The organism is Pseudomonas sp. KCJK9058 (assembly GCF_046230975.1).
In the GTDB taxonomy this organism is placed as follows: Bacteria; Pseudomonadota; Gammaproteobacteria; order Pseudomonadales; family Pseudomonadaceae; genus Aquipseudomonas; species Aquipseudomonas alloputida.
This window is the reverse complement of record NZ_JBJJLR010000013.1, coordinates 71,648-94,899: the sequence shown is the minus strand read 5'-3', so window position 1 is coordinate 94,899 and position 23,252 is coordinate 71,648. Positions and strand designations below refer to the sequence as shown.

Genomic DNA, 23,252 nt, shown 5'->3' with positions numbered 1-23,252 from the left:
CCGGGCTCACAGGCCTTCGAAGAATTGTTCGACCCGCTGGCTTTGCAGCGCGGCCAGGGTCGGCGGGTTCCAGCGGGGCTGCTTGTCCTTGTCGATGATCAGGGCACGCACGCCTTCGATGATGTCGCCGTGCTGGAACCACTGGCGGTCCAGGTGCAGTTCCATGGCAAAGCAGTCGTCAATGCCCAGCTCGCGCCCCCGGCGCAGCATCTCCAGCGTAACCGCCATGGCCAGAGGCGAGCGTGTTTCCAGCTGATCGGCGGTGGCCACCGCCCAGGCGTGGCTGTCGCCAAGGCTCACCGCACGCAGTTGCTCGACGATGGCTGGCAGGTCGGGCAGGGCGAAGAAGTGGTCGATGGCCGGGCGCAGCTTTTCCAGTGGCGCATCATCCAGTACCTGGGTACCGAGCCTGGCCAGCAGGTTTTGCAGGTCCTTCAGCGGGTGGTCGCTGAAGTCGAGCTGGTCGAGGCCCTGGTCGAGGGCGGCGAGCTGGTCGCTGGCCAGGTACCAGTCGGCCAGGCCGCAATACAAGGCGTCGGCCGCCTGGATCTGGGCACCGCTGACACCCAGGTAGATGCCCAGCTCGCCGGGGATGCGCGAGAGGAAGTAGCTGCCGCCCACGTCCGGGAAGTAGCCGATGCCAACTTCGGGCATGCCCAGCCGGCTGCGCTCGGTGACCACGCGCAGGTCGCAGCCCTGCGCCAGGCCCATGCCGCCCCCGAGGGTGAAGCCGTCCATCACCACCAGTATCGGTTTGCGGTAGCGGTGGATGACCAGGTCGAGGGCGTACTCTTCGACGAAAAAGGTTTCATGCAGCGTGTCGCCGGCCTTGAAGCTGTCGTACAGCGAGCGGATATCGCCACCGGCACAGAACCCCTTGGGGCCTTCGCCGCGCAGGACCACGGCGCGTACCTGCGGGTTGTCGGCCCACTGGTCCAGGTGCTGACGCAGGCTGCGCACCATGTCCAGGGTCAGGGCATTGAGACCGGCTGGGCGGTTCAGGGTCAGGTGGCCGATCTGGTTACGGACCTCGGCCAGTACATGGTCGGTTGCTGCCGGGGTATGGGCGTGTGCAGTCATTGCGTTCTCCCTGCTTTGTTATTGATTTTCCAAGTGAAGTCTGGAGTTCGCTGGAGGATCGCAGGATCCTGGCATGCGAATTTGCCTTGCACAATCGACAATTGTGCAAGGGTACCGTGCGTTTTTACCTTGTCTGATGCCAGCGCGCGCTTGTGGAGCAGCCTTTGCCCCCACGGGATTCCGTCCCCCGATTCGGGGGAACCTGCTGGGGGATCCTCCCCAATCCGTTGCGGTTGATCGTACAAGTTATTGATTAATATTGGATTTTTCTTCTGGCACACACCTTGCTCCAGCTCACCGCAGAGATCCTGTGTCCCGGAGGTGCAGCATGTCGACGCCGCTCAAAGGCCCCATCCTGTCATCACTTGTACTCGCCTTGCTTGGCTGGGAAGCAACCAGTGAGGCGGCTGTGCAGTGCCAGCGCACCCTGGTCGCCAACGTGGTGGCACTGGACCAGCCACTGATGTTTAACCGCCTTGGCGCGCAAAACGCCAACGGCATGATGTTTGCCCTCCGTGAGGACGTGGTGGACGACAAGCAGGTCCCCCTCAGCAAGGGCGGGGCCGCGGTACCGGGCAAGGTCACCCTGCGCCCGGACAAGCGCCCGCGGCCTATCGTGCTGCGCGTGGCGGCCGGTGACTGCCTGACGGTCAACCTGACCAACCTGCTGGATTACAAGGCGAACCCCAACAAGCACGGTATCGAGGCTGAAGAGCCCGAGGGCGAGGAAGAGGGGCCGGAGGTTGAAAACGAAGGCGGTGAAGGCTTTGTCGCCGACGAACAGGTGGCCGAGCGTATGGTTGGCTTCCAGGTCAACGGGATGCAGGCGGTGAACAGCATTGCCGATATTTCCGCCTACACCGGGCGCAACGGCAACTTCTTCGTCAGCCCCGGCAGCACCCGCAGCTACACCCTGTATGCCGAGCGCGAAGGGGCCTTCGCCGCCACCAGCAAAGCCGCTACGTTCGGCGGCGAGGGCACGGCGGGCAACGTCTCCAACGGCCTGTTCGGCCAGGTGGTGGTCGTGCCCAAACTGGGCCGTACCTACCGCAACACCCTCACTGAAGAAGAAATGCGCCTGGCCACCACGGGTCGAACCGCCACCGGCCAGCCCGTGATCGACTACGAAGCCCGTTATCCGCAGGTCGAACCGTGGATCGCCGAAGGCAAGGCCGGCAAACCGATCATTGCCATGGTCAACGGCAACGAGATCATCAGCAGCGAAACCGATGCCATCGTCATGGGGCCCAACCCTGACGGTAGCTTCCCCAGTTCCACTTACCCGCTGGAAAGCGCGGGCAAACGCAACCCGGCGCTGCCCAACCGACTGGAAGCGTTCCGTGATTTCGCCTCGCAGTTCGCCGACGAGGTTGCCGGTACCCAGGCCTTCCCTGGCTACTGGGCCGACCCGGTGATGGGCCACGTGCTGGAGCCGGCGCGCGATTCGTTCATGATCAATTACGGCTCTGGTGGCATGGGTGCCGAAGTGGTGGCCAACCGCTTGGGGGTGGGCCCGATGCACGACTGCCTGTCGTGTGCCTATGAGGAGTTCTTCCTCAGCGCCCACACGGTCGGCGATATAGGCACCCTGGTGGATGTACCGGCCAACGTCGGCCTGGAACACATCCGCCCGGGCGAGGTGCCGCCGGCCAGCGCCGTCGGGGTCAAGGCCAGCATGGCCCTCTACCCCTCAGAGCCTGCCAACGTGCACCACAGCTATATCGGTGACTTCACCAAGTTCCGCAACACCCACAACGGGCACGAGCAGCACATCTTCCACTTGCACGGCCATCAGTGGTTGTTCAACCCCAATGACGACAACTCCGACTACATCGATGCCCAAGGCATCGGCGCCGGCGTCGGCTACACCTACGAAATCGCCAACGGTGGTTCGGGCAACCGCAACCGCGTTGCCGGCGATGCCATTTACCACTGTCACTTCTACCCGCACTTCGCCCAGGGCATGTGGGCCATGTGGCGGGTACATGACGTGTTCGAGGAAGGCACGCGGCTGGAGGTGAGCGGGCAGGGCGAGAATGGCTTCCACAGTACCCCGTTCGCCCTGCGTAGCGGTAAGCCGGCCGTTGGCGCCCGGGCCCTGCCCGATGGCGAGATCGTTGCCGGTACGCCGATTCCGGCCATCGTGCCGTTGCCCGGCAAGGCCATGGCGCCCATGCCCGGCAAAGTCGTGGTCGTGCCCAAGCTCTCCGAAGCGTTGCTTGCTGCCAACGATGATGACCACGAAGACGAGGATGATGACGACCACGCCAGCGAGGCGCCCGTGCGCAAGGCCGTGGGCTCGCTGGCGCTGGTCGATCGCACCGAGGCCAACCGCAATGCCGACGGCACGCTGAAAAACCCAGGCTACCCGTTCTGGATCGGCGGCATGGAAAGCAGCGTGGGCAACCGCCCGCCAACCCCGCCCCTGGACATGCTCGACCCGGCCCTGGCCCGGCAACTGAAAGACAGTGGTAAAGCCCTGTGGGCCAACCTGGATGCGAACCAGGTCGATGGCTGGGACGGCGGCCTTGGCCGCCATGCACTGGACGGTGTGTCCGCCGGTGGCGTGGCGGAGACCACCACCACCAAACTGGACTTCACCAAGGTCGTGCACAAGGCCAAGCCCATTTACCTGCCGGAAGAGGGCACCGATGTCGAGCAGGCCGCCATGCAGTTCCACGCCATGGCTGAACACCCCAGCTATGCATTGATCCCCGGCAGCCAGCCGGTGGCCAAGGCGTTCCGCACCAACGGCGCGTTGCCGACTGCAGGTGCGCCGTACTACGAACCGTGCATGGATGACCGTGGAAAACGCCTGACCCAGTCTTCCGGGGTTGGGGAGTTCAACAGTGGAGAGAGCCTGACGGGCGTGAACTTCCGTGGCGCCTCGGCCTTCACTGCCGACCGCCCACGCATCTACAAAGGGGCCAACATCCAGTTCGACGCGGTGTACAACAAAGTGGGCTACCACTTCCCGCAGGCACGCATCATTGCCCTGTGGGAAGACGCCTGGCCGGTCATTACCAAGCAGCGCCCGCCAGAGCCGCTGGTGATGCGCATGAACACCTTCGACTGCGCGATGTACCAGCACACCAACCTGATCCCGAACATCTATGAGATGGACGATTACCAGGTGCGCACCCCGACCGACGTGATCGGCCAGCACATCCACCTGCCCAAGTGGGACCTGACCGCGGCCGACGGCTCGGCCAACGGCTGGAACTACGAAGACGGCATACTTTCGCCCGGTAGCGTGGTCGAGCGCGTAGAGGCCATTCGTAATTACAATGGCTGCACTGAAGGGGATAGCCGCGAAGGCACCGCAGCCTGCCCGAAAGCCAGGCAGCACCCGTACTTCGGCCGCTTTGGTCGCGCCGACTGGCTGGGCGCACGTACCGCGATGCAGCGCTGGTTCGCAGACCCGCTGGTGAACGTGCATAACGTCGACCGCGGCCTGGGTACCATCTTCACCCATGACCACCTTGGCCCATCGACTCACCAGCAACTGGGCCTGTATGCCACCGTGCTGGCCGAACCGGCCGGCTCCACCTGGTACCACGCCGAAACCGGCGAGCAGCTGTACAACCCGGCCACGCGCCAGGACGGCGGCCCGACCTCGTGGCAGGCGGTGATCCAGACCGGCGACCACGATGGCGACGGCAAGAACGACAGCTACCGCGAGTTCTTCCTGGAGTACAGTGACTTCCAGCATGCCTATGAAGCCGGGGTGTACGTGGGCGCAGGGCCGGACGGCATTCCCAATGCCCAGTCGTACCCGGCCACAGCCGACAGCTTCCGCTACGCCATCAACCCGCCCGTGCGCGGCAAGGCGTCGAACCTGCTCGAAGCCATCGTCGAGAAACGCGGCGGTCTCAACCCGGGCTGCCCAAGCCGGCCATGCCCGCAGGCGATCTCGGTGGATGATCCGGGGATGTTCGTCGTCAACTACCGCAACGAGCCGCTGGCCCTGCGCGTGTATGACCCGAACAAGGTCGGCCCGGACGGCAAGCGTGGCATGCAGGCCGACGGCCTGGCCGGCGACCTCAGCTATGCCCTGCAAACCCGTACCGACCGCGCCATCCCGGCGATGAACCTGTCGCCATCGGCGATTACCTCGGCAGTCGGCCCTACCGGCGGCACTACGCTGTTCCCGCCGCATATCAACACGGCTGGCGCCGAGCCGGGCGACCCGTTCACCCCGTTGCTGCGCACCTATTCCGGCGACAACGTGCGCCTGCGCATGCACGCCGGTGGCCATGAAGAGGAGCACAACGTCACCCTGCACGGCGTGAAATGGCTGCAGAACGGTTCTGGCTTCGGCAACAGCTCCAACTCGGGCTGGAAGTCGTCGCAAATGATCGGCATCTCCGAGCAGTTGGGCTTCATGGCGCCGGTGTCGATGATCTCCAGTTCGGCAGCCACCAACGGCGACTACCTGTACTCGCTGGACGCGGCCCTGGAGGGCTACTGGAACGGTATCTGGGGCATCATGCGCAACTACACCGCGCAGCGTGCCGACCTGTTCCCGCTGCCCAACAACCCGCAGCCGGTGGCTATGCGCAACACCGTGAACTTCAACGGCATTTGCCCCAAAACCACGGCCAACCCGAACGGCATCGGTACCCGCACCACGGTCAAGCGCAGCTACGAGATCGTCGCAGCGCTGGCCAACGACATCCTCGAAAACCGTAACGGCGTCAGCATCAACGACCCGGCGGGCGTCGGCCAGCATGTCGGTGGCGCGCTCAAGGCCAACGGCGGCACCCTGGTGTTCAACAGCCGTAGAACCGCCATCCCGCTGGTGAGCGGGGTAGACCCCGAAGATGGGGAGCCTTTCACCATCGGTGGCCACAGTGCGCCGCTGCATGACCCGACCGCGATCCTGTACGTGCGCAAGGCTGACCTCGATGCCACCACCGGCAAGCTCAAGGCGGGTGTCCCGGTAGAGCCGCTGGTACTGCGCGCCAATGCCGGCGACTGCATCAGCATCACCCTGGAGAACCGCTTGCCACTGGTGATGCCAGACCTGCCGAGCACTGCAGTGATGCACAACGTGGTCAAGCGTGACCGCTTCGACAGCGAAGGCTCCACCGCCTTTGCCAACAACCTGATGCGGCCGTCCAGCCACGTGGGCCTGCATGCACAACTGCTGGCCTACGACATCACCAAGTCAGACGGTGCCAACGTTGGCCTGAACCCTGTGCAGACCGTGCCACCACGTGCCGGCACCAGCGGCGCTTACCCGACCAAGGAGTACCAGTACTACGCCGGCCACCTGGAGCGTGAAGGCAAACCGGTGTCGCAGCTGGGCCGCACGGTGGACAACATAAACACCACGCCTATTGAGTTCGGCGGCCTCAACCTGACCCCGTCAGACTTCATCAAGCAGCCGCAAAAAGGTCTGGTGGGCGCCATGAGCATCCTGCCGCAAACCGCCACCTGGACCGAGGATACTGCTACCCGTACCCAGGCCACGGTGAAGGTCAGCGGCCAGCCGGACTACCGCGACTTCGTCACGGTGTGGCAGCGCGCGCTGAACATGCGCTGGGCCGATGGTCGTCCGGTAGAAGGCATCAATACCGAAGGCAACGGTGCTGCCGGTGACCCGCAAGACAACGGCAACATGGCGGTCAACTACAAGACCGAACCGTTGTGGCTGCGCTTCGGCATGGCGCCCGACTCGCCATTCGGCCGCGCCAATGGCCTGGGCTTTGGTGATGTACCCAACGCCCACATGGCCTACGCCAACGCCCTGGTCGGTGGCGACCCGCAAACCCCGGTGCTGTACGCCAAGCCTGGCCAACCGGTGCGCAACCATATCGTGATGCCCAGTGGTGGCAGCCGCGGCATGGTCTACCAGCTGGACGGGCACGTATGGCCACTGCACAACTACCAGGCCGAGAAGAGCGATGCGGACGGTTACCCGATTAGCCTGCCTGGTATCGGTTCGGTGCGCTTTGGCTACAACCCGATGGCCATGTTCATCGGCGCGCAGGAAAGCGTACTGCCAGCGGCGCACTTCAGCTTCATGTTGCCGAGTGCCGGCGGTGCCAACGCGGTGGCGGGTGACTACCTGTTCCGCGACTACGCCGCCTACGGCAACCTCTCGGGGCTGTGGGGGATCTTGCGGGTGACCAATGAAGCGCCGCCGGCAACGGCCCCGGCGCAGTGACGGAAGGGGAACGCGAGCATGAACAAAAAGACTCGCCCTGCTTACTTGGGGGTAGTGCTGGGGGTAGCGTTGATCGGGCTGGGCGTGGCGTACGAAAAGTTATGGTGCGACCCGCGCGAGCTGTTGCAGGAACGGGGCGGCTCGCAGGCCTTGCACCGGCTCAGCCGGGACGGCGTGAACGTGGAGTTCGAGGCCCGGCCATTGGCCGGCGGCGAACTGAAGGAGGGCGGCTTCGCCAACATCCGCTTCAAGCTCAGCGACCAGACCAGTGGCCAACCGCTGTCGGGCATGGCCCCGGGGGCGTGGATCGACCCGGCGCAGTCGGCCCCGGCCGGGGACCGCGAGCAGAGCTGCAAGGCGCGTGTCGCGCTGTTTCTCAAGAGCAGCATCGGGGCCCGGCCGCTGCTCGACCTGAACAGCTACTTCTTGCTGATGCTGAACAATGACGCCAGCCTGACAGTGATCGACCCGACGGTGTCGGTGGGGGGCGTGACCAGCACCATGGCCCGCATCGAGCTGCCAGGGCGGCCCATGGACTGGGCGGCCACCAGCGACGACAAGCAGGTTTTCGTGTCGATACCCGAGCTGGGCAAGGTCTCGGTGATCGATACCGAAACCTTCACCCGCGTGGCCGACCTGGACGCCGGCGACCAGCCGCTGCGCGTGGCCCTGCAGCCGGACCAGCATCGGCTGTGGGTTGGCAACAACAGCAGCGACCCGGGCAAAGGCGGGGTAACAGTGATCGACGTGCCGGGGCGCAGCGCCATGAAGCACTTCAACACCGGTACCGGGCACCACGAAATCGCCTTCAGCGCCGACTCGCGCTATGCCTATGTCAGCAATCGCGACAGCGGCACCCTGAGCGTCATCGACATCCCGGAAATGCGCCTGGCCAAGACCATCAAGGTAGGCCCGCACCCGCTGTCGGTCAGCTATTCGGCGCTGTCCCAGGCTGTGTACGTGGTCGATGGCGAGGAGGGCAGCGTACGGGTGTTCGATGCCCGCAGCCATCAGTTGCGCCACACGGTCCAGGCCGAACAGGGCCTGGGGCCGATGCGCTTCAGCCATGATGGCCGCTACGGCATCGTGCTCAATACCCTGGAGAACCAGGCCCTGGTCATCGACGCCAGTACCGACAAGCTGATCCACCGCATCCCGGTGGCGGCCGAACCGTACCAGCTGACGTTCACCAAAGGCTATGCCTATGTGCGTGGCCTGGCCTCGCCGAAAGTGAGCATGATCAATCTGGCCAGCCTGGGCGAGGGGCGTGCGCCCATCGTGCAAGGCTTCGAGGCTGGCCCCGCAGCGCCGCGCCAGGCCGGCGACCTGCCACTGGCCCAGGGGCTGTCGGTATCGCGTGATGACAATTCGGTGTTCGTGGTCAACCCGGTGGACAACACCACCTACTTCTATGCCGAAGGCATGAATGCCCCCATGTCCGGCTACAACAACCGCGGCCACCAGGCCCGCGCCGCCATCGTCGTTGACCGCAGCCTGCGCGAAGTGGCCCCCGGGGTGTATGGCTCGACGGTGAAGCTGCCCGCCGCCGGCAAGTTCGACGTTGCCTTCCTGCTCAACCAGCCGCAAATCATTCATTGCTTCAGTACCGAAGTGGCCGCAGGGAGCGATGCCAGCAAACGTAAAGGTGCGCGTGCCGAGTTCATTGGCCTCGACCAGCCGCTGCCGCAGCACAGCGACTTCACCGCGCGGGTACGGATTGTCGGTGACGACGGGCAGCCGCGCCTGGGCCTGAACGACTTGAGCCTGCGCTACTTCCTGGCGCCATCGTCGATGCCGCGCAACCTGCAGTTGCAAGAGGTGGGCGAGGGGGTCTACCAGGCGGCGCTGAACTTGCCTGAGGCCGGTGCCTGGTACCTGCATGTGCAGTCGCCCTCGTTGGGGCGCAAGTTTGCCGAAGAAAACTACACCAGCCTGCGCGTTCTGCCGGCTGCTGCAACCAACGCTTCCCAGACTGACGTGAGGAATGTGCGATGAACGCCAAGCCTGCTTGCACACTGTTGGCCCTGAGCCTGGCATTTGCCAGCCACCTGGCCATGGCCCACGCCGGTCACGAGCATGACGGCCATGCCGGGCAGCCCCCGGCGGCGCATCAGGAAAAGGCCAGTGTGCGTTTTGCCGATGTGTCGCTGTTGAACCAGGAAGGCATGCCGGTACGCCTTGAGAAAGACCTGGTGGGTGACCATCTGGTGGTCATGGGCTTCATTTACACCAGCTGCACCACGGTATGCCCGGTGGTGTCGTCGATTATGGGCAAGGTCCAGCAGCAGCTGGGCGGCCGGGTAGGCGAGGAGGTTCGCCTGGTGTCGATCAGTGTCGACCCTCAGCGTGACGACGCCAAGCGCCTGCAAAACTATGCCAAGGCATTCCAGAAAGGGCCGGGCTGGAGCTGGCTGACCGGTACCCCGTACGCCATCACCGAAACCCTGAAGGGGCTGGGCAGCTTCAACGCCGACCTCAGCCAGCACCCGCCGCTGATACTGGTGGGTGACGGGCGTAGCGGGCACTGGACGCGTTACTACGGCTTCACCGACCCGGGCGTATTGATCGATGAAATCAACCGCCTCAGTGCTCGCCGGGTACATGCCAAGAGCACCGCCATTGCCGACCATCACGAGGTGCAACCATGAGCACTGCAACCTCCCACCGCGCTGGCATGCGCGCATTCGACTGGCTGGTACTGGGTGGCTGCCTGTGGATCCTCACGTCGGTGGCGTTCGCCCACGAAGGCCATGCGCCGCAACCCCCCGAGCCGCAGCCAGCACCGCAGGCGATGGCCAGTGGTGGCGGTACACGCGACGCCAAGACCTGGTTCACCGACACCGTGCTGAAGGACCAGAATGGCCGCGAGCTGCGCTTTTACAGTGACGTGCTCAAGGACAAGGTGGTGATGCTCAACGTGATCTTCACCCATTGCACCGATGCCTGCCCGTTGATCACCCGCAAGCTGCGCGAGGTGCGCGAGGCCATGGGGCCAGCCCTGGCCGCCCAGGTGACCTTCGTGTCGATCAGCAGTGACCCGCTGAACGACACCCCCGAGGCGCTGAAGGCGTTCGCCGCCAAGCAAGGGGTGGATGGGCCGAACTGGTTGTTCCTGACCGGTGACAAGGCCAATGTCGACCTGGTGCTTGGCCGTATAGGGCAGTTCCTGCCGAGTCCCGAGCAGCATTCGACGCAGCTGATTGCCGGTGATGTTGCAGGTAAACGCTGGAGCAAGATTCGCCCGGATGCACCGCCAGCGGCGATTGCCCAGCGCATGCAGCTGTTGACCCAGCCGCTGGCCGGTCGGTGAGTATCATGGGCCGCCTGGGGAATTGGCCTCTGTGGCATCCGCTTTTGTGGGAGCGGCCTTGCGTCGCGGAAGGGCTGCGCAGCAGCCCCGGCAGTGGCAGCTCACGCGCAGAAAGAGGGGCGCGCTGCGCGCGCCTTTCGCGACACAAGGCCGCGCCCACAGGGCTTGCGATATGGCTCACATGCGTGCTTGGCATGGCATCTTCGACCTCAGCCTTGGCCCTGGGCCTGACCGACCACGAACAAGCCGGCAAACGCCTCTACCGCGAGGGCGTTTCCAGTAGCGACGCTCAATTGCAAGCCCGGGTCGGCGCCAGTGACATCACAGTCCCCGCCAGCGTGCTGCCCTGCGCCAGTTGCCATGGCAGCGACGGCCGTGGCCGTGCCGAAGGCGGTGTTCGCCCCCCCGGCCTCGACTGGCAACGCCTGGCACTCGGCCAGGGCCCGCGCGAGGCCAACGGCCGCCGCTACCCGGCCTACACCGACAGCAGCCTGGCGCGGGCCATCCAGCAGGGTATCGACCCGGCTGGCAATCGCCTCGACCCGGCCATGCCACGCTTCGAGTTGACCTTGGCCGACCAGCGCAACCTCACCGCCTATCTCAAACGCTTGGCCGAAGAACGTGACCCTGGTGTGGAAGAGGGCGTGCTGCGCCTTGGGACCCTGCTGCCCGCGAGCGGTCCGCTGGCTGAAGCCGGGCAGGTGGTACGCGCCGTGCTGGAAGACGGCGTGGGTCAACTCAACCAGCAAGGCGGCATTCACGGGCGGCGCCTGGAACTGGTCGTACTAGACCCAGGTTCCGACCCGGTCAGTGCCGAACGCGCCTTGCAACAGTTGCTCGAGCAAAAGCGGGTGTTCGCCCTGATCGCGCCATTGGCGCCCATGCTCGACCAGCGCCTGACGACCTTGCTGGCGCCACAGAACGTGCCGATGGTCGGCAGTACCCCGCGCAGCGGCGGCAGCGCACAGATCTTCGACCCGCTGCCCGGCTTGCCCGAGCAATTGCTGAGCCTGGCAGGCCATGCCCGTGTGGCGCTGGGCTTGGCGCCGGATGAGTTACGCGTGGTGTATGCCGGTAACGAACACGCCGCGTTGGCCGAGCAGGTGCGCGAGCGTTTACGACAGCAGGGCTGGGCGCCACCCGCTATCCAGGCGTTCGACGGCCAGGCGGTGGACGGGCAGGGCATCGTCTTCCTTGGCCGCGCCCAGGCCTTTGCCGAGTTGGCGGCGGCGTTGCAGGTGGCGGGCCGCGAGCCCTACCTGTTCGCCGCTTCCAGTCAGGTAGCCGGCGCTGTGGCGCGCTTGCCGGCGCAGTGGTCGCAGCGGCTGTTTCTGGCCTACCCCTACGTGCCAGAGGACTGGACCGAGCAAGGCCAGGCAACGCTCGCCGGGCTGCAGCAGCGCCAGGGCCTGGACCCGCGCCAGGTGTCGTTGCAGGTCAATACGCTGTGCGCGTTGCGCCTGCTGAGCGAAGCGCTGAAGCAGATTGGACGGGATGCCAGCCGCGAGCAACTGATCGCTGCGCTCGAAGGCTTGCACGATGTGCCCACCGGCCTGACCCCGGCACTGGGCTTTGGCCCTGGTCGCCGCCAGGGCATGGCAGGTGCCCATGTGGTGGCGGTGGCCCTGCCCGGGCCACGCTTTACTGCGGTCACCCCCTACCGGCCAGTGCCGGTCAGCCCTTGAGCGGAGGTTGTCATGCGGATCGTGTGGTTGTGCCTGTTGCTGGTGCTGACCAGGGTGAGCTGGGCCGATGTGCCAGCGGCGCGGGTCAATGGTGTCGAGATCGGGTTGATGCGCCTGGAGCGCTACTTCAGCGAGTACCTGGACGCCCAGGGTCGGGCGGTGACCAGCATCCGCAATCCAGGCCTGTATAAACGCCTGCGTGACCAGGCGCTGGACGAGCTGATCGACAAGGAACTGTTGTGGCAGGAAGCGCAACGCCAAGGCATAGCCATCAGCGATGAACACGTGTCGGCACAGATTGGCGAGGTGGAAGCGGCATTTGGCAGCCCGGCGGTATTCGAAAGGCGGCTGGCAGAGGCAGGCTTCGATAGGGCACAGTACACTGAATACACCCGGCATGAGATGGCGGCCCAGCAGGTGTACGCCCAGCTCAGCGCAGTCGACGCGCCGAGCCAGGGCGAAGTGGAGGCATTTTATGATGCCAACCAGGAGAGACTGCAAGGAGCGCAGAACCAAAGTGATAATCCATCGGTCATACGCGAACACGGCCTGGCCTTGGCCAGGGCAACGCTCATCGGTCAGCGGGAGGCGCAGGCGCGCCAATCCGTGCGCCAACGTTTGCGCGAGTCCGCTAAAGTGGAGATCGCCAACTGAGACCGTTGAGGGCGCTTGCCCCAATCCTGGGGAATTAAGGTTTGGCAATGTGCCATCATTTCCCCCGCTTGTGGGGAACCGGTTGGGTGTGCCTGTTCAGCGTCTGTCGGTTGCTGGCCGGCACCTTAGTAAAATCAGTGACTTACAGTGGTGCAACATGACTATTCACGCCTGGCACGAAGCCTGCTCAAGTCTCTACAAGGGCGTACTTCGCAGACCGGGGAACCGGGCAGTATTGGGGAGTCGACCTTGGTGAACAGAGTATTGGTAGTCGATGACGAACAGACTCTTGCGCAGAACCTGCAAGCGTACCTGCAGGCGCAAGGCCTGGAAGTTCATGTTGCCCACGACGGTGCCAGTGGTATCGAACAGGCTGAAAGCCTGGCACCGCAAGTAGTTGTGCTGGATTACCGCCTGCCCGACATGGAAGGTTTTCAGGTTCTGGAGGCTGTACGCAAGAACAGGCAATGCCACTTCGTGCTGATCACCGCCCACCCCACCGTCGAGGTGCGTGAGCGGGCCGCCGAACTCGGTGTGAGTCACGTCCTGTTCAAGCCGTTCCCACTGATGGAGCTGGCGCGTGCGATCTTCGACCTGCTGGGCATCGAGCGCCGGCGCAGGGCCACGGACAACCCGGCCGAAGGGTTCGTCGAACGACGCCAGAACAGGAACGAATCGTTCCCCCTGCAGTTGTACGATGGAAGCTGGGTGTTGGCCGACCGCCGCCGTAATGGCGCCAAGCCACCAGGGCCCGACGACGATCAACTGCTCACAGGGGAATAGCGGCGCCCGCACCCCTGGCCGAGCCAGCCTGCGACGCGCCCCTGAGCGGAGTCGCAGGCCATGCCAGAAGCACTCGATGCAACCCCGGAATCTGCAAAGCCTGCACCGGCCCTTTCGCGGGTGAACCTGCTCCCACAGGATTGCACTGAACCTGTAGGAGCGGGTTCACCCGCAAAAGGGCCGGCTCCGGTAAACCCGTGCCAGACCTACCCCCGCGAACTGCTGGCCCAGGCCCGTCTGCAAGCCACCGACGAGCGCCTGCTCGACTGCCTGGAACGCCTGGCCTGCGACACCCCCGACACCTTCACCCAGCGCCTGGGCCTGACCCTGCATTACCCGGTACTCGACAGCCACAGCCTGCTGGCCAGCACCCCACGCTTCGACAAGCTGGCCTTGGCCCAGTGCCTCAAGCGCGAATGTGTGCTGATCGAGCAAGGCGGCCAACTGCTGGGCGTGTTCGCCGACCCCTTCGACCACGCCCGCCTGGCCTGGATCGACGACGTACTGCAAGGCGCGCCGCTTTACCTGGCCCACGCCGCCGACCTGGCCACCTTCCTGGCCCGTCATGAAGAAAGCTTCCACGCAGTCGATGCCCTTGACCACGACGCCGACGCCAGCAGCGAAAGCGACCCGCTGCAACGCCTGTCGCTGGCCAGTATCAGCGAAGACCAGAGCCGCGTGGTCAAGCTGGTCAACTCCACCCTGTACGACGCCCTCAAGCTGCACGCCAGCGACATCCACCTGGGCATGACCGGCCAGGGCCTGACCATCAAGTACCGCATCGACGGCGTGCTCAACGGTGCCGGCAAGGCCAGTGGCAGCGCCTTCGCCGATCAGGTGATCTCGCGCATCAAGGTCATGGCCGAGCTGGACATCGGCGAAAAACGCGTGCCCCAGGACGGCCGCTTCAAGGTGGCCGTGGGCGACCGGCAAATCGACTTCCGGGTGTCGATCATGCCTAGCATCTTCGGTGAAGATGCCGTGCTGCGGGTGCTCGACAAGCAGGACTTGTCCGACCGGGTCAGCGGCGTGCAACTGCAAGCCTTGGGCTTTGCCGACGAAACCTTGCGCGCCCTGCGCCGGTTGGCGGCAGAACCCTACGGCATGATCCTGGTCACCGGCCCTACAGGCAGCGGCAAGACCACCACCCTGTACGCCATGATCAGCGAGATCAACCATGGTGTGGACAAGATCATCACCATCGAGGACCCGGTCGAGTATCAATTGCCCGGCGTGCTGCAGATCCCGGTCAACGAGAAGAAGGGCCTGACCTTCGCCCGCGGCCTGCGCTCGATTCTGCGTCACGACCCGGACAAGATCCTGGTCGGCGAAATCCGTGACCCCGACACGGCCCAGATTGCCGTGCAATCGGCGCTCACCGGCCACCTGGTGTTCACCACCATCCACGCCAACAACGTGTTCGACGTGATTGGCCGCTTCAGCCAGATGCAGGTCGACCCCTACAGCTTCGTTTCTGCGCTCAATGCGGTGCTGGCCCAGCGCCTGATTCGCCTGGCCTGCCCGCACTGCGCCACGCCCTGCGAACACGATGACGACACCCTGTATGGCTCAGGCCTGACCCGCGAGGGGGTGGCCGGCTGGACGTTCGTCCGCGTCAAGGGCTGCGGCCACTGCCGTGGCAGTGGTTACCGCGGCCGCAGTGCCATTGCCGAACTGCTGCACCTGGATGACGACCTGCGGCAAATGATCGTGGAGCGCCGCCCGCTGGCGCAGATCAAGACGCTTGCCTGCCAGCGCGGCCTGCGCCTGCTGCGAGCCTCGGCCTTGGACCTGGTCCGCGATGGCCGTACCACCCTTGAGGAGATCAACCGTGTCACATTCATCTGATCGTTACTGCGCCGTATTGGGCGCCGAGGGTGTCGGCCTGGGTCGCTGGCACAACAATCACCACCAATGGCTGGGCAGCCGCGCGTTCAGCAGCGACGCCACCCAACCGACCTGGGATGCTGCCGTCGACGGGCTGGCCGCACTGCTGGCCGAGCATGCGGTACGTGGCGCCCAGTTGCGGGTGTTGCTGTCGGCCCGCTACAGCCGCTTCTGCCTGGTGCCCTGGAGTGACGCCATCGGCCACCCTCGCGAGCTGGACGCCTATGCCCGCGCTTGCTTCGAAAACCTCTACGGGCAGCCGTTGGACGACTGGCGCATCGTGCTGTCACCGGAGCCTGCCGGTGCCGCCCGCATCGCCACGGCGCTGCCCGAAGCCTTGCTGCAGCGGCTGCAGGCACTGGGCCGGGAAAGCCGCCTGAGCCTGCGCTCGGTGCAGCCATACCTGATGGCTGCCTACAACCGTTGCTGGTCACAGCTGGAGCAGGGTGACTTCCTGTTCGTGCTGGCCGAGCCACGCCGCAGTGTATTGCTGCTGGCCGCCGGCGGTGCCTGGCAGCAAGTGCTGGCGCAAGGTTGCGCTGACAGCGACCAGGCCCTGCAAGCACTGATCGAGCGTACCTGTGAGCTGTACGGCGAGCACCTGCCGCGGGTGTACCTGCATGCCCCGGGCCGCTGCGACGTGCCGCAACTGGCGGCCGTGCAATTGTGCCAGCCGGCCAGCGAAGCCGACCCGCTGTGCGCCATGTGGCGGGCGGTGGCCTGACATGCGCCGCCTCGACCTGGAATTCCAGCCACGGCGCAGCGGACCGCTGGTTTGGTCGCTGCTCGTCCTTGCCAGCGCCATGGTCGCCGGCCTGGTGCTGCTGCAGCAACGCTTGCAGACCGAGCAAGTGGCACTGGAAGCCAGCGTCCATAGCCTGGAACTGCAACTGGGCCGCCGCCCGGCCATCGCACAACCCAAGAACAGCGCTGCCAGCCGGGAGCAGGCTGAGCGCTTGGCACAAATGCGCAGTGTGTCGCAGCAACTGCAACGTCCTTGGCAGCAACTGTTCGCCATGCTTGAAGCCATGCCGCAGGACGACGTCGCGCTGCTCGGCCTGACGCCGGATGCGCGCAAGGGCCAGGTGCGCATTGCCGCCGAGGCGCGCAACCTCGAAGCGATGCTGCAGTACCACCAGCGGCTGGAAGCCAGCGACGAGCTCAGCGACGTGTCGCTGCTCAACCACGAAGTGCTCGCTGCGCGGCCCGAGCACCCGGTGCGCTTCACCCTCACCGCCACCTGGGAGATCGGCCATGCGCGCCCTTGAATCGTTCAGCCGCCTGATCCTCCAGGAGCGCCTGCGCGTTGTCGGCCCGGTAGGCCTGGCTGCCGTAGCCGTGGGCCTGCTCGCCATTGGCGTGGGGTGTGCCGGTGTGCTGCCGCAATGGCAAAGCGTACGCGAACTGCGCGCCAGCGAAGCGCAGGCCAGCGAACAGGTAGGGCGTGTCAAGCGGGGTGAGCTGAAGATTGCGGTCCAGCCCGAGCAGCAGGCCCTTGACAGCCTGCGCCAGCAACTGCCCGGTCAGCCCCAGGCCAGCGAGTTGATCGAGCGTCTGTACCGCCTGGCCAGCGCCGAGCGCATCAGCTTGGCCCGCGGTGAATACGCGCTGGGCATCGACCCCAAGACCCAGCTGGCCCGCTACCAGATCGTGTTGCCAGTGCGCGGCAGCTACCCGCAGATTCGCGGCTTTATCAAGGGCCTGCTCAAGCAACTGCCGACGCTGGTGCTGGAAGACCTTGAGCTGCAACGCAAACGCATCGGCGACAGCGAGCTCAATGCCCGCCTGCGCATGACCCTTTACCTGTCGAGGTCATGATGAACACACAACGTGCAGTCATCTGGGCCGGCTTCCTTGGCGTGAGCGCGGCGCTGGCCTGGGCACCGGACCATTGGTTTGGCCAGGACGATGGCGTCGCGGCCTTCGCGGGTAAACCCGCGCCTGCAACAGAAAGCGCTGCGTCCATGGTCGGCGCGGGCTTACCCGCGAAAGGGCCGGAACAGGCCGCCCGCGACCTGTTCCCAACCCAGCAATGGACGCCACCCAAAACCCTGGCCACGGTCACCGAACAACCGGTTATGACCGCACCTGTCGTCGCCGCGGCCCCGACGGCCCCGGAGCTGCCTTTCCAGTTCATCGGCCGCATGGGTGACCGCGACGACCTGCAGGTCTTCCTGCAGAGCGGCGAAAAACTCTACGTCGTGCGCCAAGGCGACGTGATCGAAGACACCTATCGCCTCGATCGGGTATCGGCCAGCGAGCTGAACCTGGTCTACCTGCCTTTGCACCAGTCGCAGACCTTGTCTGTCGGGAGCGCACCATGAAGTCGTCAAAGCTGTGCAAGCCTGCTCCGTTTCTGCTCGTGGCGCTGTGCGTGGCCATTGCCGGTTGCGGCTCCAGTGCAGTTCGCCAGGACAGCGACCAGTTGATGAAAGAGGGCCAGTACGAGGCCGGCATCGCCCGCCTGGAAGAGGCCCTGCGCGACGACCCGCGTGACACAGAGCTGAATATCGCCCTGGCCCACAGCCGCCAGGCGGCAGTCGAGGCCCTGATTAGCCAGGCCGACAGCGACCGCGTCCGCCACGACTTCGCCAATGCCCGCATGGGCTATGGCCGGGTGCTCACCCTGGAACCGAACAACCGCCGCGCCCAGGATGGCATTCGCCAGTTGGAGCTGATCCGCACCCTGGACGAACGCGTAGCGCTTGGCCAGGCGGCGCTGCGCCAGGGCGACCTGTTCGGTGCCGAACGTTACATGCGCGAAGTCTTGCGTCTGGACCCGCAGAACCAGAAGGGCATAACCCTGCGCAGCGACATCGAAAACGTGCAGGCACGCACCGCGCAGCCGTACCCGCAATTGCGCAGCAAGCTCGAGCGGCCGGTCACCCTGGAGTTTCGCGATGCCAACCTGAAGACCATCTTCGAAGTGCTGTCGCAGGTGGCCGGCATCAACTTCATCTTCGACAAGGACCTGCGCCCGGACATGAAAGCCACCATCTTCGTGCGCGAGGTGCGCATCGAGGACGCGATAGCGCTGCTGCTGGAACAAAACCAGCTGCGCCAGAAGATCGTCAACGACAACACCGTCATGGTCTACCCCGATTCGCCGCAGAAGACCAAGGACTACCAGGAACTGGTCATGCGTACGTTCTACCTGACCAGCATCGACGCCAATACCGCGTTGAACATGGTCAAGACCATGCTCAAGACCCGCGACGTGTTCGTTGACGAGCGCCTCAACACCCTGACCATGCGCGACACGTCGGACGCGGTGCGCATGGCCGAGAAGCTGCTGCAGTCGCAGGACCAGTCCAACCCCGAGGTGGTGCTGGAAGTGGAGGTGATGGAGGTGGCGACCTCGCGCATCCTCGACCTTGGCTTGCAATGGCCGAACACCTTCGGCGTGCTGAGCGACGATGGCAACCCGGTCAGCGTGCTCGACCAGCTCAAGGGCATCAATTCCAGCCGCATCAGCATTGCGCCGGCGCCGCAGGCCAAGATCAACGCCCAGGACAAAGACATCAACACCCTGGCCAGCCCGGTGATCCGCGTCAGCAACCGCGAGCAAGCGCGCATCCACATCGGCCAGCGGGTACCGATCATCAGCGCCACCTCGGTGCCGTCGACCCAAGGGCCGGTCATAACCGAGAGCGTCACCTACCTGGACGTCGGCCTGAAGCTTGAAGTGCAGCCCACCGTGCACCTGAACAACGAAGTGGCGATCAAGGTGGCGCTCGAGGTCAGCAACGCCACCCCGCTGGAGGCCACCCGCCAGGGCACCATCCCGGTCCAGGTCGACACCCGCAACGCGCAGACCAGCCTGCGCCTGCATGACGGCGAAACCCAGGTGCTGGCCGGCCTGGTGCGCAACGACCACAACGCCAGTGGCAACAAGATTCCCGGCCTTGGCGATATCCCAGGGCTGGGCCGGCTGTTCGGCAGCAACAAGGACGACATGAGCAAGAGTGAGCTGGTGCTGGCGATCACCCCGCGCATCGTACGTAACCTGCCGTACCAGAGCCCGTCGGACATGGAGTTTTCCACGGGCACCGAGTCGGCCATGCAGGTGCGCCAGATGGCGCCACTGCCGCCGATGGACGTACCCGGTAATGCGCCGACCACCGATGAACCGGTCGTGGACAGCCAGATGGCGGTCGCCCCGGTCAACGGGAGCCCACGGCCATGAACGCGCGGCGTCGCATGCACGGCTTCAGCCTGATCGAGGTGGTGCTGACCCTGGCACTGCTCGGGTTGCTCGCCAGCATGGCCGCGCCGCTGACCGAAACGGTGGTACGCCGCGGCAAGGAGCAGCAACTGCGCGAGGCGCTGTACCAGATTCGCGACGCCATCGATGCCTACAAGCGGGCCTTCGACGCCGGCTACATCGAGAAGCGTGTGGACAGCAGTGGCTACCCGCCGAACCTGCAGGTGCTGGTAGAGGGCGTGCGCGATGTGCGCAGTGCCAAGGGCGCCAAGTTCTACTTCCTGCGGCGCATCCCGCACGACCCGCTGGTGGCGGCAAAGGATGAAGACGAAGGCGGCTGGGGCCTGCGTGCCTACGACAGCAGCCCCGACAACCCGCGCGACGGCGAAGACGTGTTCGACGTGTATTCCAGGGCCCGCGGCAAAGGCCTGAACAATATCCCTTACGGGCAATGGTGACAGCCATGAAACGCAGCAAAGGCTTCACCCTGATCGAACTGCTGGTGGTGATGGCGATCATCGCCACGCTGATGACCATCGCCATGCCGCGCTACTTCAACAGCCTGGAAAGCTCGCGCGAGGCCACCCTGCGTCAGAGCCTGGCAGTGCTACGCGAGGCGCTGGACCACTACTACGGTGATACCGGCCACTACCCCGATTCGCTGGAACAACTGGTGGAGCAACGTTACCTGCGCAACACACCGGTCGACCCGATCACCGAGCGCAGCGATGCCTGGCAGTTGGTGCCGCCGCCCGAGGGCGTGGCGGGCGGCGTGGCCGATATCAAGAGCGGTGCCACAGGGAGGGCGCGTGATGGCAGCCTCTTCGCTGAATGGTAAGGCCAACGGCGGCTTCACCTACCTGGGTGTGCTGCTGCTGATTGCGGTCAGCAGCGTGGCCCTGGCGGCCACCGGCACGATCTGGGCGAGCGCCGCCCAGCGCGACCGCGAACGCCAGTTGCTGTGGGTCGGCAGCCAGTACGCCCAGGCCCTGCGCAGCTACTACCGCGCATCCCCCGGGCTGGCCCAGTACCCGCAAGACCTGGCCGACCTGCTGCAGGACAACCGTTTCCCGCAGGCCAAACGGCACATCCGCAGGCTTTACCCTGACCCGATCAGCAACAGCGACGAATGGGGCCTGCTGCGCTCGATCGACGGCCGTATCACCGGGGTGTACAGCCGCTCGGACGCCACCCCTTTCAAGCGCAGTGGCTTCAGCGCCGAATGGAGCGGGTTCGAGGGGATGGAGCACTACAGCGACTGGCAGTTCGTCGCCGAGCAGGCCTTTACCGAAAGTGCACGCGGTGTGCAGACGAATGCGGGCCCGGGAGACACGCCATGAAGCGCCTGACTGCGCTGTGCCTGAGCCTGCTGCTGATGGCTGGGGTGACTACCTGCGCCAAGGCGGGTGCTGAAGACGAGATGCAGGGTTTTATCGTCGACAACACCATCTCGCACATTGGCCACGACTTTTACTACTACTTCGCCGACCGCCTGCGTGCCACCAGCCGTCTGGACTTCAACCTGGTGGTACGCGAACGCCCCGATGCCCGCTGGGGCAGCCTGGTGACGGTGGAGTTCGAGCGTGAAGTGGTGTACCGCCGCTTCCTGCCACCCAATACCACCGAGCTCAAAGACGAGGCCGTCGCCGCTGCCGACCTGGTCAAGCAGCAGATCATTCAACGCAAGCTGCAACGCCTGCTACAGGACACCACCGACTTGGAGAGGGACGAGCTATGAACCACCGCATTCCACGTTGCATTGCCGCCTGCCTGCTGGCCAGCGCCTGTGCTGCCCAGGCCACCGAGCTGGTGTACACCCCGGTCAACCCGGCCTTTGGCGGCAACCCGTTGAACGGCACATGGCTGCTGAACAACGCCCAGGCGCAGAACGACTACGACGACCCGGACCTCAAGGACCGTGCCTCGGCCTTTACCGGCACCACAGCCCTTGAGCGCTTCAGCAACCAGCTGGAGTCGCGGATGTTGTCGCAGTTGCTGGACAACATCAGCAACGGCAACACCGGCAGCATGGCGACCGATGCGTTTCTCATCGACGTCATCGACGATTCCGGGGCCTTGAGCATCAAGGTCACCGATCGTGCCACAGGAGAAATTTCGATCATTGAGGTCAGCGGCCTGAACCCCTGAGAGGGAAGGGCTTTTATGTTGGGGAGAGAACACCATGAAACGTCTGCTGAGCGCGCTGCTGATCCTCACCGCCCTGGGCCTGCAAAGTGGTTGCAGCCTGCGCGAACCCATGTCGGCCGAACAGGACTCGGAAACCCCGACCCTGACCCCTCGGGCCTCGACCTATTACGACCTGATCAACATGCCACGGCCCAAAGGCCGGCTGATGGCCGTGGTGTACGGCTTCCGCGACCAGACCGGGCAGTACAAGCCGACCCCGGCCAGCTCGTTCTCCACCAGCGTCACCCAAGGCGCGGCCAGCATGTTGATGGACGCCCTGAGTGCCAGCGGCTGGTTCGTGGTGCTGGAGCGTGAAGGGCTGCAGAACCTGCTGACCGAGCGCAAGATCATCCGCGCATCGCAGAAAAAGCCTGATGTGGCGGAAAACATCATGGGCGAGCTGCCACCGTTGCAGGCCGCCAACCTGATGCTCGAAGGCGGCATCATCGCCTACGACACCAACGTGCGCAGCGGCGGCGAAGGCGCCCGCTACCTGGGCATCGACATCTCCCGCGAATACCGCGTCGACCAGGTCACCGTCAACCTACGCGCCGTGGACGTGCGCACCGGGCAGGTGCTGGCCAACGTGATGACCAGCAAGACCATCTACTCGGTAGGGCGCAGTGCCGGCGTGTTCAAGTTCATCGAGTTCAAGAAGCTGCTGGAAGCCGAGGTGGGGTATACCACCAATGAACCGGCGCAGCTGTGCGTGCTGTCGGCCATCGAAGCGGCGGTGGGGCACTTGCTGGCGCAGGGGATCGAGCGGCGGTTGTGGCAGGTGGCGGGGGATCCAGCTGATGGCAAGGCCACGGTGGACAAGTTCTTGAGCCAGAATCTGCAGCCTTGAAGCAGATTCAACGGCACCTGCGCGGTCGATGTGTGGACCTTGTGTCGCGATAATGCAGCCATCCACCGTTGTTCGCCGTTCGTTCCGGCGTGGATTACGAAGATGCGCTGGTGCACCTGTCCACGCTGCTGAAAGGGGCGTTTGCGACCAACCTCAAGGCGCTGGAACTGGCCAAGGGCACCTGCCGTGATCTGTTGTTGAGCAATGACCATGGGTTGGATTCGGCCAAGGCGGTGGTGGAGGCGTTGCTGGATGGGGTTGAGAGGCAGCCGTTGGCCGGGCGCGGGAATGCGGTGCAGGACTGAGGGCGGGGCGTCCAGGTGCTTGGCGATCGGGATTGGGCGCCTGTAAGATCGAACGCCGCCCGCGCGGCAAGCCCGCACACACTTGTTTCGGTCCGGCCACTTCTGTGTGGTTATCTTTATCCGCCTCGTTTGTCCGAT

21 protein-coding genes are annotated in these 23,252 nt (G+C 64.9%); 20 read left to right on the top strand and 1 reads right to left on the bottom strand.

Features of this window, described 5'->3' with window-relative positions; translation table 11 throughout:
• Nucleotides 1-6: 6 nt before the first annotated feature.
• Nucleotides 7-1,080, bottom strand: a complete 1,074-nt coding sequence (locus tag ACK59Z_RS10200; protein WP_108190405.1) for an enoyl-CoA hydratase/isomerase family protein — start codon at nucleotides 1,078-1,080, stop codon at nucleotides 7-9.
• A gap of 328 nt (nucleotides 1,081-1,408) precedes the next feature.
• On the opposite strand from ACK59Z_RS10200, the gene mnxG reads away from it, so the two are divergent.
• The 20 genes from mnxG (at nucleotide 1,409) to ACK59Z_RS10100 (ending at nucleotide 23,114) form a co-directional block, all read left to right on the top strand.
• Nucleotides 1,409-7,252 (top strand): manganese-oxidizing multicopper oxidase MnxG, encoded by a 5,844-nt coding sequence (mnxG, locus tag ACK59Z_RS10195; protein WP_409292936.1) that lies wholly within the window; start codon nucleotides 1,409-1,411, stop codon nucleotides 7,250-7,252.
• An 18-nt stretch (nucleotides 7,253-7,270) separates the two neighbouring features.
• Nucleotides 7,271-9,247, top strand: coding sequence for a cytochrome D1 domain-containing protein (locus ACK59Z_RS10190; protein WP_409292934.1), 1,977 nt, complete (start codon nucleotides 7,271-7,273; stop codon nucleotides 9,245-9,247).
• Complete coding sequence (locus ACK59Z_RS10185) at nucleotides 9,244-9,900, top strand: SCO family protein (protein WP_070095875.1); 657 nt, start codon at nucleotides 9,244-9,246, stop codon at nucleotides 9,898-9,900. The genes ACK59Z_RS10190 and ACK59Z_RS10185 overlap by 4 nt, the downstream gene beginning before the upstream one ends.
• Nucleotides 9,897-10,562, top strand: a complete 666-nt coding sequence (locus tag ACK59Z_RS10180; protein WP_012052145.1) for an SCO family protein — start codon at nucleotides 9,897-9,899, stop codon at nucleotides 10,560-10,562. Before ACK59Z_RS10185 ends, ACK59Z_RS10180 begins: the two co-directional genes overlap by 4 nt.
• 194 nt (nucleotides 10,563-10,756) lie before the next feature.
• Entirely contained in the window at nucleotides 10,757-12,247 is a 1,491-nt protein-coding gene (locus ACK59Z_RS10175) for an ABC transporter substrate-binding protein (protein WP_230064345.1), read from the top strand.
• Between the two features lie 12 nt (nucleotides 12,248-12,259).
• Entirely contained in the window at nucleotides 12,260-12,901 is a 642-nt protein-coding gene (locus ACK59Z_RS10170) for a SurA N-terminal domain-containing protein (protein ID WP_108190400.1), read from the top strand.
• A 249-nt stretch (nucleotides 12,902-13,150) separates the two neighbouring features.
• A complete protein-coding gene (locus ACK59Z_RS10165; RefSeq protein WP_019437656.1) occupies nucleotides 13,151-13,684 on the top strand; it encodes a response regulator in 534 nt (177 codons plus the stop codon).
• 60 nt (nucleotides 13,685-13,744) lie between these two features.
• Nucleotides 13,745-15,532: a GspE/PulE family protein gene (locus ACK59Z_RS10160; protein ID WP_258229805.1), complete on the top strand. Its 1,788-nt coding sequence runs from the start codon at nucleotides 13,745-13,747 to the stop codon at nucleotides 15,530-15,532.
• Nucleotides 15,516-16,295: a hypothetical protein gene (locus tag ACK59Z_RS10155; RefSeq protein WP_004577514.1), complete on the top strand. Its 780-nt coding sequence runs from the start codon at nucleotides 15,516-15,518 to the stop codon at nucleotides 16,293-16,295. The genes ACK59Z_RS10160 and ACK59Z_RS10155 overlap by 17 nt, the downstream gene beginning before the upstream one ends.
• Before the next feature lies 1 nt (nucleotide 16,296).
• Entirely contained in the window at nucleotides 16,297-16,839 is a 543-nt protein-coding gene (locus ACK59Z_RS10150) for a pilus protein (protein ID WP_014859950.1), read from the top strand.
• Nucleotides 16,826-17,389 carry a type 4a pilus biogenesis protein PilO gene (pilO, locus tag ACK59Z_RS10145; RefSeq protein WP_003247957.1) on the top strand — a complete coding sequence of 188 codons (564 nt, stop codon included), beginning with the start codon at nucleotides 16,826-16,828 and terminating at the stop codon, nucleotides 17,387-17,389. Before ACK59Z_RS10150 ends, pilO begins: the two co-directional genes overlap by 14 nt.
• A complete protein-coding gene (locus ACK59Z_RS10140) occupies nucleotides 17,389-17,895 on the top strand; it encodes a hypothetical protein (RefSeq protein WP_060544960.1) in 507 nt (168 codons plus the stop codon). The genes pilO and ACK59Z_RS10140 overlap by 1 nt, the downstream gene beginning before the upstream one ends.
• Nucleotides 17,892-19,757 carry a secretin N-terminal domain-containing protein gene (locus ACK59Z_RS10135; RefSeq protein ID WP_108190397.1) on the top strand — a complete coding sequence of 622 codons (1,866 nt, stop codon included), beginning with the start codon at nucleotides 17,892-17,894 and terminating at the stop codon, nucleotides 19,755-19,757. Before ACK59Z_RS10140 ends, ACK59Z_RS10135 begins: the two co-directional genes overlap by 4 nt.
• Complete coding sequence (locus ACK59Z_RS10130; protein WP_003247963.1) at nucleotides 19,754-20,233, top strand: type II secretion system protein; 480 nt, start codon at nucleotides 19,754-19,756, stop codon at nucleotides 20,231-20,233. The genes ACK59Z_RS10135 and ACK59Z_RS10130 overlap by 4 nt, the downstream gene beginning before the upstream one ends.
• Nucleotides 20,234-20,238: 5 nt before the next feature.
• Entirely contained in the window at nucleotides 20,239-20,613 is a 375-nt protein-coding gene (locus ACK59Z_RS10125; RefSeq protein ID WP_003247965.1) for a type II secretion system protein, read from the top strand.
• On the top strand, nucleotides 20,588-21,115 hold the full coding sequence (locus tag ACK59Z_RS10120) for a type II secretion system protein (protein ID WP_003247967.1): 528 nt from the start codon (nucleotides 20,588-20,590) through the stop codon (nucleotides 21,113-21,115). The genes ACK59Z_RS10125 and ACK59Z_RS10120 overlap by 26 nt, the downstream gene beginning before the upstream one ends.
• A complete protein-coding gene (gene csgE / locus ACK59Z_RS10115; protein ID WP_003247969.1) occupies nucleotides 21,112-21,513 on the top strand; it encodes a curli production assembly/transport protein CsgE in 402 nt (133 codons plus the stop codon). Before ACK59Z_RS10120 ends, csgE begins: the two co-directional genes overlap by 4 nt.
• On the top strand, nucleotides 21,510-21,923 hold the full coding sequence (locus tag ACK59Z_RS10110; protein WP_003247970.1) for a curli assembly protein CsgF: 414 nt from the start codon (nucleotides 21,510-21,512) through the stop codon (nucleotides 21,921-21,923). Before csgE ends, ACK59Z_RS10110 begins: the two co-directional genes overlap by 4 nt.
• 34 nt (nucleotides 21,924-21,957) lie before the next feature.
• A complete protein-coding gene (locus tag ACK59Z_RS10105; protein ID WP_014756948.1) occupies nucleotides 21,958-22,809 on the top strand; it encodes a CsgG/HfaB family protein in 852 nt (283 codons plus the stop codon).
• A gap of 68 nt (nucleotides 22,810-22,877) precedes the next feature.
• Nucleotides 22,878-23,114: a hypothetical protein gene (locus tag ACK59Z_RS10100; RefSeq protein WP_003247974.1), complete on the top strand. Its 237-nt coding sequence runs from the start codon at nucleotides 22,878-22,880 to the stop codon at nucleotides 23,112-23,114.
• Nucleotides 23,115-23,252: the final 138 nt, after the last annotated feature.